The organism is Paenibacillus liaoningensis, assembly GCF_059609455.1.
In genome coordinates, this window is record NZ_JCAALU010000006.1 from 336541 (window position 1) to 349803 (window position 13263).

At 49.5% G+C, this 13263-nt stretch carries 13 protein-coding genes; 4 read left to right on the forward strand and 9 right to left on the reverse strand.

Going from position 1 to position 13263, the window contains the following annotated elements; genetic code table 11:
- Positions 1-605: 605 nt before the first annotated feature.
- The 3 genes from dnaI to AC6B99_RS11085 all read right to left on the reverse strand — a co-directional run bounded on the left by dnaI (position 606) and on the right by AC6B99_RS11085 (position 3723).
- The gene (gene dnaI / locus AC6B99_RS11075; RefSeq protein ID WP_056039460.1) at positions 606-1562 is read right to left on the reverse strand and encodes a primosomal protein DnaI; all 957 of its coding nucleotides are present in this window, start codon (positions 1560-1562) and stop codon (positions 606-608) included.
- 19 nt (positions 1563-1581) lie between these two features.
- Complete coding sequence (locus AC6B99_RS11080) at positions 1582-3090, reverse strand: replication initiation and membrane attachment family protein (protein WP_056039456.1); 1509 nt, start codon at positions 3088-3090, stop codon at positions 1582-1584.
- Between the two features lie 345 nt (positions 3091-3435).
- A complete protein-coding gene (locus AC6B99_RS11085) occupies positions 3436-3723 on the reverse strand; it encodes a YuiB family protein (protein ID WP_056039452.1) in 288 nt (95 codons plus the stop codon).
- 162 nt (positions 3724-3885) lie between these two features.
- On the opposite strand from AC6B99_RS11085, the gene hemQ reads away from it, so the two are divergent.
- On the forward strand, positions 3886-4632 hold the full coding sequence (gene hemQ, locus AC6B99_RS11090; RefSeq protein WP_494864122.1) for a hydrogen peroxide-dependent heme synthase: 747 nt from the start codon (positions 3886-3888) through the stop codon (positions 4630-4632).
- A gap of 98 nt (positions 4633-4730) precedes the next feature.
- Here the strand turns inward: hemQ and AC6B99_RS11095 are convergent, their stop codons facing one another.
- Both AC6B99_RS11095 and AC6B99_RS11100 read right to left on the reverse strand, forming a co-directional pair.
- Positions 4731-4997 carry a hypothetical protein gene (locus AC6B99_RS11095; RefSeq protein WP_056039445.1) on the reverse strand — a complete coding sequence of 89 codons (267 nt, stop codon included), beginning with the start codon at positions 4995-4997 and terminating at the stop codon, positions 4731-4733.
- A complete protein-coding gene (locus AC6B99_RS11100; RefSeq protein WP_056039442.1) occupies positions 4997-6190 on the reverse strand; it encodes an NAD(P)/FAD-dependent oxidoreductase in 1194 nt (397 codons plus the stop codon). Before AC6B99_RS11100 ends, AC6B99_RS11095 begins: the two co-directional genes overlap by 1 nt.
- A 279-nt stretch (positions 6191-6469) precedes the next feature.
- Between AC6B99_RS11100 and AC6B99_RS11105 the strand changes: the two genes are divergently transcribed.
- Together AC6B99_RS11105 and AC6B99_RS11110 are read left to right on the forward strand one after the other, a co-directional pair.
- Positions 6470-7486 (forward strand): NAD(P)/FAD-dependent oxidoreductase, encoded by a 1017-nt coding sequence (locus AC6B99_RS11105; protein WP_081418961.1) that lies wholly within the window; start codon positions 6470-6472, stop codon positions 7484-7486.
- A 116-nt stretch (positions 7487-7602) separates the two neighbouring features.
- Positions 7603-7842 (forward strand): hypothetical protein, encoded by a 240-nt coding sequence (locus tag AC6B99_RS11110; RefSeq protein ID WP_150131491.1) that lies wholly within the window; start codon positions 7603-7605, stop codon positions 7840-7842.
- Positions 7843-7846: 4 nt separating this feature from the next.
- Here AC6B99_RS11110 and sda read toward each other — a convergent pair whose 3' ends face one another.
- The 3 genes from sda to AC6B99_RS11125 form a co-directional block, all read right to left on the reverse strand.
- Positions 7847-7990 carry a sporulation histidine kinase inhibitor Sda gene (gene sda / locus AC6B99_RS11115; protein ID WP_056039437.1) on the reverse strand — a complete coding sequence of 48 codons (144 nt, stop codon included), beginning with the start codon at positions 7988-7990 and terminating at the stop codon, positions 7847-7849.
- Positions 7991-8304: 314 nt separating this feature from the next.
- Positions 8305-8979: a YheC/YheD family protein gene (locus AC6B99_RS11120; RefSeq protein ID WP_056039434.1), complete on the reverse strand. Its 675-nt coding sequence runs from the start codon at positions 8977-8979 to the stop codon at positions 8305-8307.
- A 126-nt stretch (positions 8980-9105) separates the two neighbouring features.
- Positions 9106-11013, reverse strand: coding sequence for a beta-L-arabinofuranosidase domain-containing protein (locus AC6B99_RS11125; RefSeq protein WP_235533245.1), 1908 nt, complete (start codon positions 11011-11013; stop codon positions 9106-9108).
- A gap of 139 nt (positions 11014-11152) precedes the next feature.
- Between AC6B99_RS11125 and AC6B99_RS11130 the strand changes: the two genes are divergently transcribed.
- Complete coding sequence (locus AC6B99_RS11130; protein WP_494879963.1) at positions 11153-12022, forward strand: helix-turn-helix domain-containing protein; 870 nt, start codon at positions 11153-11155, stop codon at positions 12020-12022.
- A 214-nt stretch (positions 12023-12236) separates the two neighbouring features.
- Here the strand turns inward: AC6B99_RS11130 and AC6B99_RS11135 are convergent, their stop codons facing one another.
- Positions 12237-13262 (reverse strand): dienelactone hydrolase family protein, encoded by a 1026-nt coding sequence (locus AC6B99_RS11135; protein ID WP_496663352.1) that lies wholly within the window; start codon positions 13260-13262, stop codon positions 12237-12239.
- Position 13263: the final 1 nt, after the last annotated feature.

Below are 13263 nucleotides of genomic sequence, written 5' to 3' on the forward strand. Positions count from 1 at the left end.
TTCAATATGAATCTCTATTATTCTTCCTTTGTTCCTTATACAGTGAACATACGTTCATGTTTGCGTAGAACCGAAATAAAAAAATATTATCCACTGAATGTAAGGATGAATATATATTTGGCATAAGGAATAATTATGAATAGTTTGAGATTCTCTATTTGATGCTAGAGATTATAGCATAAAATCAGACTTAATCAACTACCCATTTCGGTAAAACTGAGCAATATCACATACTACGGCTGTTTTGCGTAAGGTATTATGTCCGAAAATACGGCATTTGATTAAAAACGACACAAAAAATTAATTTAAAAATTTTTTAATGAAAACGCAAACATTTTTAATTTAAGTTACGTATAAATTAACAATTACTACCAATAATGCGTTTACATTTTTAGAGCGAAAATTCGCTTCATACACTTTTATTCATTTGCCATGAACCGTTGTATCCCAGTCTTTTGGGTATTGCCCCCGCGATTGCACCATCATTGATTATTCGTTATAAAAGTAAAACATTTATAAATGTTTACAGATGCAAAAAAACCTGTCGAATCGTTCTCGACAGGTTTAATAGAGTAACCTAAAGGCTAAAATTTTAAACAAATTTTTTATTTTAATCCTCGCTTATTGTCGCCTGTGACCATAATCACATCGACATAGGGCCGAATCCGGTCCATCAATCGCTGCCCTTTATACACTTCATCGCCATCCTTGCTTGTGAAGCTAAAATGCCGCTCAAGCCCATCAAGCTCATAATTGGACGTATACAGCGTCGGCTTGCGGTTCATCCGATAATTCAATATGGAGCCAAGCACATGATCCCTTGCCCAAGGATTCAAGTTTTCGGCGCCGATATCATCGAAGATAAGCAGGTCGGTTTCCTTCATCATCTCTACCGTCTCCCGCAGCTTCGCCGGCTCGTGCATCATCGACTTCAAATCCTCGACAAAATCAGGCATGTAGACGATGACGCCGGAATAATCGGCTTTCGCCAGCTCATGCAGCAGGTAGCACATAAGAAACGTCTTCCCTGTGCCAAACTTCCCGGCTAAATACAGGCCGTTTGGCTGAAGGCCCTGCTCCTTCGTCCGGTCAATATATTCAATGACGCGGTAAGCTGCTTCAGCCCGGGTAGGGTCCTTGTCCAAAATTTCGAGCGCCGAATAGCCGCTCTTGAGCGCCCGGTCATCTACATAGAAGCTGCGAATCCGTTTCCTGATCCGCTCCTCGCTCCTGCGGGCAATCATTTTCTTGCAGGCCACTTTGCGGTCATGCAGCTGTACGCGCTCCTGCACGATATCGCATGAAAGCAGCGTATAATGGCCCTCAAAGTCATTCGGGCATTGGTCAAGCCCCGGACAGTTCGTACAGTTCCGATATTCCGTTACATATTGATAGACCCGGTTCAAATTAAGACGAACCGCCTGCTCATCCAGCTCGGGATGCTTCTCCCGCAGCCGATGCACAAGCGGATCGGCAAGCAGCTCTTCCAGCTTGCGGTCCGCCTGATCCGTTAATGACTTGCCCGCAGGCCATGCTTTCAGAAGCTCACCCAGCGATTCCATTCTTAATCACCCCGCAATCTTATTTTCCATCCAGCTTCCTTGCCAGCTGTCGCATTTCTTCAAGCTTCTCGGGCGATACTTGGCTAGCCGATTCCGTATCCTGCACAATCGGGATGCTTGGCTTACGGGAAGCACCGCCTCTTGCGCCAGCACGGGACCCTCCGCGCCCCGTTGCGCCCACAGAACGCGCATTTTCTTGACGCTGTTCCTTGCCCTCTTCAACCTTCCCTTGCTCGCGCACGTAGCCAACAGCCTTCTCAAACGTATCTATCTGCTTGACGAGCATATTGGATACGACCGCTTCAACGAAGGTTTTCGTCATCCGATGGGCGTCGTTCATGCCTATAACATAATGAATGAGTACATTAATAACAGGAGCAGGCAGCCGGTAATTGAGATCGATGCGCTCGAAGGAGCGTTCAATCCAATCCGGTACAGCCCCAGGGAAAAAGCGCTGCATAAAGCGGGTATGCGGCTCATTGCGCATCAGCATATTGTACTGATGAATGTCGCATCTGCCATCAAGCAAGTTAGGCACGCTTAAATAATATTCTTCCTGAACGCCAAACTCTTCAATATTGTCTTCAGTTACTTCCGCCTGAGACTGCTGCACGCGGGCAATCGTACGCTGGCGATCCCCTTCGCGCTTCTTATCCTGGCGGTACATTTGATTGGCCCGCATTTGCAGCTCGTCAATGAGCAGCAGCCCGTCAGGCGCAAATACGCCATCCTCATCCAGCAGACGGCAAAGATCGCTCGCATTTAAGCTGTATTTGTAAGCGACGTAATTCAGCTGCCCAAGCTGCTCGCCATCGCCGCGCAGCCGCTCTACATAGCTGCGGTTAGCGGAATTGCGCGGAAACCGCAAAATAATTTCCCCATAAGGAATGCCTGCCGTCTCCTGTTTAAGCCTAGGTGCTGCTTGCCGAGATGGCGCCACCTCGCTTAATGCCTGCTCCAGCTCCGGGTCCACGGATTGGGGATTAAGCTGAAACAGCTCATAGAACGGTACGGAAATGTTCTCCTTGCTCAGCTGTACGCTGGCCAGCTCGTCCGGCTCCTGCGCGCCAAATGATTCCCTTAACGCAATTAGCGCGTATTTCCCAACCTTGTCACGAAGCAGCATAACCAAATGCTGGGTTTGAAAAAACTCGCCCGGCGTGAGCGGCTTAGCCAGCTCATATTCATAAATCAGGTCGCTTTGCTCCGGCAGTGCCAGCCGCGACGTTTGCAGCAGACCAACTGCCTCGAGGCGCGACGCCTGCTCGACAAGATGCTTGCGGCCGCGCTCATTCATCTCAAGTCCCAGCCCGAGAAACAGCTTGCGCTGCGGCTCCAGCGAGGAATAGCCGGAAGCCCCATCCGATATGCCATGGTACAGCTGCTGGTACAACGCAACCGCGAAGGCGCCAATCATCGGCTGATAGATGAGCGATAATATTTTATAATCCAAACTGCTTAATGAAAAATCACGAAAAATATAATAGCGGTGATGCTCCGTATACTGCAATAAGTTACCGATGCGCATGGCATCTACTCCATCCTGTCCATACTTTCTATCAGTTTAACACAAGGTGAAACGGCTGTCGCTGTCCTTTGGCAGCGCAGTGCGTTTCAGTCCGAGAAATAGAGAGAAAGGATCGCATTAAGATATCCTTTCCTATATTTCAAGGTGAAACGGCTGTCGCCATCCTTTGGCAGCGCAGTGCGTTTCAGTCCGAGAAATATAGAGAAAGGATCGCATTAAGATATCCTTTCCTATATTTCAAGGTGAAACGGCTGTCGCCATCCTTTGGCGGCGCGGCGCGTTTCATTCCGGGAAATAGAGAGAAGAATAGAAAAAATCCCCCAAGTGAGGGATTTGCTTATACGCTTAAAACATCTTGTAGCCGCCCTTGCGCAGCGCTTGAATCGTCCAGCCGCTTAAGTATGCGCCAATTAATGCGCCAAATACTGGAACTAAATCAATGAAAGTAAAACTCGTAAAGTTTTCGGAAGCGGAGAGCGTCTTATCCCACGTACTCCACACATAGAACGGCACAAGAACAATAATAAACATATAAATGGGAAACCATGTTGTTTTCAATAGCATATTCAGAATAAATCCGATGCCGAACATCATGACCAAAAACAGCACCGTCGCAATAATCAGTTGAAGCATGTACGATTCCCCTCTCAGACTCTCGATAACATTTTAATGAAACCGCTTAAGGAAGTCAATTCCGATCTGCCAATTGTCACAAGTCCGACATTTGCCCTACCGCCCTAAACTACGATACAATGTTCACAGCAAAATATGCCAAAGATAGGGGTTATCGCTGATATGAGTGAAGTAGCAATTACACTAGAAGGCTGGTACTGCCTCCATGATTTCCGCAGCGTCAATTGGGCTGCCTGGAGACTGAGCACCACCGAAGAGCAAAACCGCATGCTCGACGAGCTGAATACGTTTCTGAAGCAATGGTCAGATGTCGAGGAAAGCAAGCAAGGCAGCACAGCTGTCTACTCCATCGTTGGACAGAAGGCTGATTTTGTATTCATGCACCTGCGCGAAACGCTGGAGGAGCTGAATGAAATCGAGACGGCTTTCAATAAAACAGCGTTCGCTTCCTTTACAACGCCGACCTATTCCTATGTAAGCGTTGTGGAGCTCAGCAACTATGTGAACCAGCCAGGCGTTGATCCGATGGAAAATCCGGAAATTCTCGCCCGCCTCAAGCCGATTTTGCCAAAAGCGCGCCACATCTGCTTCTACCCGATGAACAAGCGCCGCGATGGCAGCGACAATTGGTATATGCTCGGCATGGACGAGCGCCGCACGATGATGCGCAGCCATGGCATGATTGGCCGCAAATATGCGGGCAAAGTGAAGCAAATTATTAGCGGCTCCGTCGGCTTCGACAATTGGGAGTGGGGCGTTACACTGTTCGCAGAGGACGCACTGCAGTTCAAGAAGCTGATCTATGAAATGCGCTTTGATGAAGTCAGCGCGCGTTACGGCGACTTTGGCGACTTCTACGTCGGCAATTTGCTCGATTCGGCGAAATTCACCGCTCTGCTGAAAGTGTAGACCTTTTTTCTTTCTTCTGAAAATAATGCATAACCGCCCCGGCACGCTGACGAATGCTCGTCACTGTGCCGGGGCGGTTGTTTGTTTATTCGCTTCGCCTAATCTTCTTCCTCGTCGTCCTCTTCATCAAGGCCTAGGCGCTTCGCTTCCAAATACTCCTGCGTCGCACGGTCGCGCTCGCGGCCCTTATCCTTCAACCGTTCAATGGCCGGCTGGATGAGCAGGTCGACTTCCTTTTGTACCGGATAAGCCAGATCATACCGATTTTGCGACTCTAGAAACGAGCCTACTTCCATTAGAGCATTATAGCGATCCAGCTCATCCCGCGTCAGCAACCCCCGAACCTGCACGCTGCAGTGACGCATTAGAAAAACTTCCCTTTGCGCAGAACGAGCGGAATGCCGCCGATAATGAACAGATAGCGCAGGTCGATCATTTTCTTCAGCCATGCCGCTACCCGGCCTTTATATTTTTTGCCAAAAGCAAGGCCGATCGCTTCGCCTTTGCCAAGGGACGCTACTGTACCTTTATTGCTGAACGCGAATGCTTTAAGCGGCTGGTTGCGAATCGAAGCAACCAAATTATGTGCGCACACGACGCCCTGCTGCATTGCAATTTGCGCAGTTGGCGGATATGGACGGCCTTCCGGATTAAACATGAGCGAGTTGTCGCCCAAAATGTAAATATTCTCATGGCCTGGCGCGCGCAGCTGGTCGTCGATTTTCACGCGTCCGCGCATCGTTTCAAAGCCTGCATCCTCAATCAAGCGATTGCCGCGGATGCCGCCCGTCCAAATAACCGTTGCCGACTTGATCTCTTCCCCTTCGCCAACAACGACGCCTTCTGCCGTGCACTCTTTTATCGCTGTGCCAATTCGGAACGTGACGTTTTTCTTCGTCAGCACATTCATTGCATATTCGACAAGCTCTGGATCAAAGCCTGGCAGCGCCGTCGGAGCCGCTTCAATATTGTAGATTTTCACAAGCGCCGGGTCCACATCGAACTGCTTGCACAGCTCAGGAATGCGGTCGGACAGCTCGCCGACGAACTCAATGCCGGTAAAGCCTGCTCCGCCTACAATAAACGTCAAATAATCGGTGCGATGCGGCTCGCGCTTGAAGCGGGCAAATTGATATTCAATATGCTCGCGGATAAGGCGGACCGAGTTAATGCTGCGAATGTTCATCGCATGCTCGCCAAGACCAGGAATGCCGAACGTTTCCGGCTCGCCGCCCAGCCCCACAACCAAATAATCGTAAGATAGCGTACCGTCTTCCAAAATGACCTTTTTGTCCTGCGGGCGAATTTGTACAACAGTCGATTTCACGAAATCAATTTTAAATTCATCAATCAGCTTCGAGATGCTGACACGGGCATTTTCAGGATTATCGGTTCCTGCCGCCGGCATATGCAAATGAGTGGTAATGTAATGATAGTCATGCTTGTTTACCAATGTAACATCTGCTTCGTTGTAGTTAAGCTCCTTCTGCAAACGCAACGCCGTCAGTACTCCGCCGTATCCCGCACCCAGAATAACAATCTTAGGTATGTTGCTCATCGTATGATCCCTTCCATTCCTATGCGTTTAATTATATTGTGAAAAATTACACAAACCTCTTTCTACATTTATGATCTACGAGGATTAAATGTGCAACTTAGTCTCCCTTTAATTAGCCAATTTCCAGCTGTACCAACCTTAACATACAACAGACATACTACAGAGTTTTAAACAAAAGTTCAATGGCATTTTATACGAAAAAGTTTAGAAGGGCATACAAATTAGTTATTTCCTTCTTTGTCTCCGTAAGTTTATAATAATAAGGATAGATACAAATATATGGAGGTGCCTACGTTGTCTCAAACTGAACTACCTGAAAACATTGTCGATATCGCAATTATTGGCGGCGGTCCCGCTGGCCTGTTCGCTGCTTTTTACGGCGGCATGCGCCAAGCATCCGTTAAGCTTATTGAAAGCATGCCCCAACTTGGAGGACAACTGGCTGCTCTTTATCCAGAGAAATATATTTATGACGTTGCAGGCTTTCCGAAAGTTACGGCGCAAGAGCTTGTTGACCGCCTTGTGGAGCAGCTCAACCATTTCAAGCCTGAGATTTGCCTGGAGCAAAAAGTTACACAGGTCGTCAAAAAAGATGAGCGCCTGTTTGAAATTACGACTGATACAGAAACCCATTATGCGAAGGCCGTTATTATTACAGCTGGCGTAGGCGCGTTTGAGCCGCGTCGTCTGGAGCTTCCAGAGGCTGCCGCTTACGAGAAGAAAAATCTGCATTATTTTGTCGGCGATCTGCAGCGCTTTAAAGACCAGAACGTCCTGATCAGCGGTGGCGGCGACTCCGCGGTTGACTGGTCGCTTATGCTGGAGCCGATTGCAAAGAGCGTGACGCTCATTCATCGCAGAGACAAGTTCCGCGCGCATGAGCACAGTGTGGAGAACCTGATGAATTCCAAGGTCAATGTGCTGACTCCGATGGAAATTACCGCGCTGCATGGCGAGGACCAAATCGAGAAAGTAACGCTTGCCCATGTGAAAACGAAAGAAACGACAGAGCTTAATGTCGACGCCGTTATTGTCAACTTCGGCTTCGTTTCCTCCCTTGGCCCAATTGCCGAATGGGGCATTGAGATTCAGGGCGGCTCCATCGTTGTGGATACCCGCATGGAAACGAATATTCCTGGATTGTTCGCCGCAGGCGATATTACGACTTACCCAGGCAAGCTCAAGCTGATTGCTGTCGGGTTTGGAGAAGCTCCAACAGCGATTAATAATGCTAAAGTATATGTAGATCCGGAAGCGAAGCTTTCCCCGGGCCACAGCAGCAATATGAAGCTGTAAGCCGGAGACGCTCGCAGCCTTCCATACATGCAAGGAAGTAAATACACACAAATAAGGGTATTCTACCTTGGAGCGATGCATAGCATTAAGCGGTGCATGCCAAGGAGGATACCCTTATGTTTTGTCCAGTCTGCAATGGCATCAAGAGAGTGGAAGTAAATTGTGACAAGTGCAATGAAGCGATGAACGATTGCGGGCGTACGCTGGAATGGAGTGATCCTTATGCTCCATACGAGCCTGTATCCATCTCCGGTTCCGCTCGCAATCAGATAGGCGATGCAAGTTGTTTACATACGGCACTGTGCCCAAGCTGCGCGCATACGATAGAAGTGTGCATAAGTGAATGGCAGGAATAACGTCTCAGGCTGTAATGCGCACATCCTCGTCTGTCAATTGCCTTCGCTTCATTTCATAAAGCAGCATTTGAATAAATTCCTGATCTAGCTTAGACTGGACCGCCGCATAGTAGGTGTCCTTAAGAAAATCGTCGGACATAAGCTCCATAATCGGCACTTCCTTTCTTGGCTTTTCTAATGCTTCACCATATTATCACGGGTATAAACGATAGAACAACCGTTCTGGTTATACACAACTGCTTGTGGACAGGGTGTGCATGGCGTGTGTATAAACGTCGAATCTTGAGGATTCGCGCTGTGTACATTGTGGATACGGTTATACACAGTCTCAAATTTTACCATTTCCATAAAAAACTTTAATTACAATCTCTTAATCTATCAATCTTATCGTTTAATGCCATTAGTTAATTTTCCCTCTTATGGAAATTCAGTTAGGAAGCAAAAAAATAAACCCTTTCGGGTTTATTGCGGCCGCGTATTCACCTCGAAAATCCATATCTTCCCGCTCTTGTCGATGCCATAATCGAAGCCCAGCTGTCCAATGCCCGGAAACCGGCTTTCCAGCAGCTGTGTCGCCTGCACCGTCAATTCTCTCATCTTCGATTTTTTTGCCCGAACGACTGTACCGGAAATCGAGCGCCTGATGCCTTCTGCCGCGCTAACCATCGTTCCGCCTCGACAGAGGTTCGTTACGAATAAGCCCTCTCTAGCAATTCTTCCTACCATGGAGCGATAAACCCAGCCTCTATCGGTCTTTACATATTTCACGCGGTAATCGATCGGCCTGCTGCCGACGGACGCAAGAAGGATGCCTTTTTGTATAATATAAGCCCTTCCCTTGCGTTGTTTATCAAGCGCGCTCTTCAGAGCATTAAAGCTGCTGAATTGCTTTTTCTTTGCATAGTAGGTGTAAGAATAGCTTGCGCTTCCATCCTGCGTCACCTTAATAACCCCGTGCCCGCCTGCTCCGCAAACCGGCTTGATGACAACCATTCGATGCGTTTGCAGCATGCTCCTCAAGTTTTCCCCAGTATACCGTCTGGTAGGGGGAATATGCGGGGCAATACCCGCGTGTGACAATAATACGGCCGTCTTCGCCCACTTGCTCGCCAACTGCCTGCCCTGATGCTCGCTCAAAAACTACCAGCTCCTTTCCTGCTTCCTCCTCCATAGCATATGTCGGCAAGACGTCTGTCTCTTGGATGATTGACGCAGGTAAGAAGCCCCTCTTGTAAAGGCTGCGAATGCCAGCTAGACCTTTATTTAGTTTGGCTTAATTGAAAAATAAACCGTATACGCCTCTTCCTTAACCTCGTACAGCGGGATGAACCGAAAACCGCGGTCGATGCCTGCCGTCCGGTAATAGCCGCTATTCCACCAGCTGTGATTGCGCTCGCGGTCAGGCGTCAGCAGCGCAGCCGGATGGGCTGGATCACCAGCAAGATGGCGCTCCTCCGCTGTCAAGCCTGCAAGGACGACAGGACCATCGAGAAAAGCAACTTTTCCATCGTCGCCCGGAAGCGGCTCAGCCTTCAGCTCCTTCGGCAGCTCTACCGTGATGATATCTCCATCCTCCCACTGGCGGGCCAGCTTAACGAAGGAGGAAGGCGCATATAAGTCCGCTTCTGCTGGGCGCCCATTAATAGAAATGCTCGCTTGCCCGCCCAGCCACCATGGCATACGCAGCTTAAGCGCGAAGGCGATGGGCTGCTCCGTGCGGATAGTCAGCTTATACTTCATGGCATTCGGACGATGGATGGGCAGCGGCGGGGTATTTACTTTTGTAATAGCCTCCATCCCCGTAACCGACCAATTATTCAGCGGATAGTCCCCATATTGACCATCTTGCTCAAGCTGAAGACGAATGGCACAGCCCTCCCATTCATAGACCAGCTCCGATGAAAGCCACTGGCATACCGATATCCCCTCCTGATCTGCCAGAAAAATCTGCGAAGCGTAGGCAGCATTGGCCTGCACCAGCGTCCCGTGGCAGCACCAGAAATGCTGAGTTGGTGATCCCCACGCCTTTTGGCTGCCCGCTCCCATGCCAAGAAAATAGGAAACCATGCCAGTATCGCCATGCTGGTGCGCCAGAACACCATTTACAAAACGCCGTTCCCAATAATCGGCATACGCTGCCTCACCGGTCCAGCGCAGCAGCGTATGGGCCAGCCGCATCATATTGTAATTGCAGCAATGCTCTTGACCGACGCCAAGCCTTGCCCCCATGTCTCCAGCAGGCATCCACAGCTCGCCATTATCACCCGCACCCGTTGCCACATATCCTCTATCCGTTACCGCGTTTTTCCAGAAGGCTTCAACTATTTTGCGATATCTTGCCTCGCCCGTTACCTCCCATGCCCGCGCAGCACCCAATATTTCAGGAATTTGCGTGTTGGCATGCTTGTTCGTCAGCACGTCCTGCCCTTCAAGCAGCGCATCGAAAAATCGCCGCCGGTCATATTTTTTAATGAGCGCCAGATGCTTCGGATCACGAGTAATGCCATACAGATCAGCCCATGCTTCCAGCATGCCGCCCGTCTCCAAATCAAGCAGCTCGTCCATTTCCTGCTCGGAAAAGCGTGCCGTCCATTTGTGGAACCATGCCGCCAAGCCATTCATAATGGTCAATGCCTTCTGATTGCCAGTCAACACGTACATCTCGTGCAATCCCATAAGCAGCTTGTGAATGGTATAATGCGGCGCCCACACAAATCTTCCTTGTGCCATGCGATTCATATACGTTTGGGGAAAAGCGGCCAGCCACTGTCCTTCATTCGCCTGCTGGCATCTTTCAAGCTCCGCTACAATAAAATCGGCTTTCGCTCTCACCTGAGCATCTCCCGTCTGCGAGTAGATCCGGGCAGCTGCAGACAGCCAGTGCCCCATCATATGTCCGCGCAGCTCGCAGGTTGGCGATTCCCAGCCCCAATGCCAATGCTCAGGGCCATCGCTGCTCGTCGTAGTCGCGCTCGTTGTACCCCCATTCCCGCTATAGCTCCACAGCCCGGCTTCCAAATAAAAATTGCGGAGCAGATTCTCATCCGTGAGGATCATTATATATTTCTTGTTCAGCTCAAAGCGGGCTTTAAGCGGCCCCGGAGATAGCTTCACTTTGCCAGCGGCAAATTCGCTCAGCGCATGCTTGGCAGATAAGTTCCTCTTATTCATCGTCTGCACCCTTCCAGCACAATATTTGTTTTTCCTCCTTAGTCTAAAACGATATAATAAAAGGCGTACATGCACATCGATTAGCAAAACCTATCCTTTTTTTGTGCCAATCAAATAAATCGAACATATGGAGGCTTCTATGGATGCCCACCTTACCTTAACAGCCGATCGTTTTCCATTAGTACGGGACATTGGCTGGAACCAGACAGAGGAGCTATACACGCATCCCGATCGCACGCTGGATTATCATGTTTTTTTGTACGTGGCAAGCGGCAGCATGCAGGTGGAGGAGGAGGGAGTACCCTTCCTAATCCAGGCCAAGCAATATTTATTTTTGAAAAAAGGACTTCATCATTGGGGACGGCATAAAACGGCTGCGGGTACGCAGTGGTATTGGATTCATTTTAATATGGAAAATAGTGAGGATCATGAAAATACCCCTTATAAAGAAAAGGCCCCGCTGCCGGAGCTGGCCCTTTATTATCCCGATCATTATCAATATAGGCTCACTTTGCCAAAGCAGGGCACTGCCTTTCCAGGCATGGAAAACCGTTTGAACGCGCTGATGAAGATGCCCCAGAAGGTGCGATCTCATCAAATGACGAGAACTAGCCTCAGCGTATACGAGCTGCTTCTGGATCTTCACCAAGCGTCTACACTGGAAAGAAAAAGCACAGGGGCTGAGGAAATTTCCGAGCGGATTATCGCTTTTCTGGGGTCGCATAGCTGCGAGCCTTTTTCAGCCAGTCATTTGGCAGCTGCCTTAAACTTGAATTACAGCTATCTTTCCGCTACATTCAAGCGCGTAACCGGACAAACCATCATTGAGGCGCATACCAGACTAAGGCTCCAGCACGCCGTAGCGCTAATGCGCAGCAGTTCCTTAAACATTTCTGATATTAGCGATCGGCTCGGGTATCAAAATCCATTTTATTTCAGCAGAGTGTTCAAAAAAATGTACGGCGAATCTCCCTCCTCTTACCTAAAGCAATTTTACCGTCCCTATTAAGGACAATGTCGATGGTATTGTCCATCCATTGCAGGGCGGCTTTACGCATGTAGGCGTGTAGGCATGTAGGCATGCAGCCGCTATTCACTGGCTGGCGGAAAGAACAAAGAGGCAGCCCGGCGGCAGCCTCTTTGTTCTTTCTAAATGGTCTATTTTGATGGGTAGGATAGCATTTTTCGCTTATACTTTGCCTATATTACCCTTTCACCCTCCCCTACATGGATAGCGTTTCACGCAGCCAATTATAGGAAACCCGCCCGCTAATTTCATGGACACCCGGGAAAATATCGGATTGCAGCTGCCCCGGCACGCCTTCGCGTTCATAAATGGCCTGAAGCTCTGCTGCCGCTTTTTTAAAGCCCTCAACCGGGAAAATCGGATCGTTTTGCCCAGATTCCAGAAACAGTGGACGCGGCGCAATTAGCCCGATCAGCTCGGGAAGCTCGGCGTAGGCCAGCAGGCCTGGCGTATAATTGTCGATACAGTGATGCACCGCAAATATGCTTTCCTTAAACGTATTCGTAAAGCCAGTCAAAACAACGGCCTTTATTCGTTCATCCAGCGCTGCGGCTACATATGAGATAAGTGCTCCGCCGGAAAAACCCATCGCCCCTATGCGGGCTGCATCTACCTCTGGCCTGCCCGCCAAATGGTTAAGCGCTTCCAACACTTCGGCCGTCCGAAGGCCCGTTAGCGTTTTGCCCAGCATCATGAGCTGGGTAGACAATCTATAGCAGGAGCTTGGGGCGTCGGAATTTTCCTGCAAATCCGCATCCAGCCTCCGTTCACCGAAGCCGACGACATCGGGCGCAATAACAACCATGCCTCGCTTTACCAGTTGGACGGCAAAATGCTGATGAATGTTAGGCTCTCCATGGTCTTCCGTCCCGTCCGGAAGCAAACCGACGATTTCCCTGCTGCCATAACCATGCCCATGCACCGCCAATACACCGGGCAGCTGCCCGCTCTTTGCGCCGTCTGGAATGAGCACATACGCTGCGAAGGACAGCCCCGGTGTAGCGGATAGCTCCACCCGTTCCCTCGTATATCCATCGCATTGGACCCGTTCGAGCACGACAGGCTCATGCCCAGAGTTTGATTCAAAAGAACCTATCGCTGATGCAAGCTCTCTCTTTAATTGCAGCCTTCTGCCTTCCCTGCTCTCTGCTTCCGCCGCTTCACGATGCGCTTCAACCGCTTCCTCATAAAGCCGATTTAATAGCTGATCCGCTTTCCACATG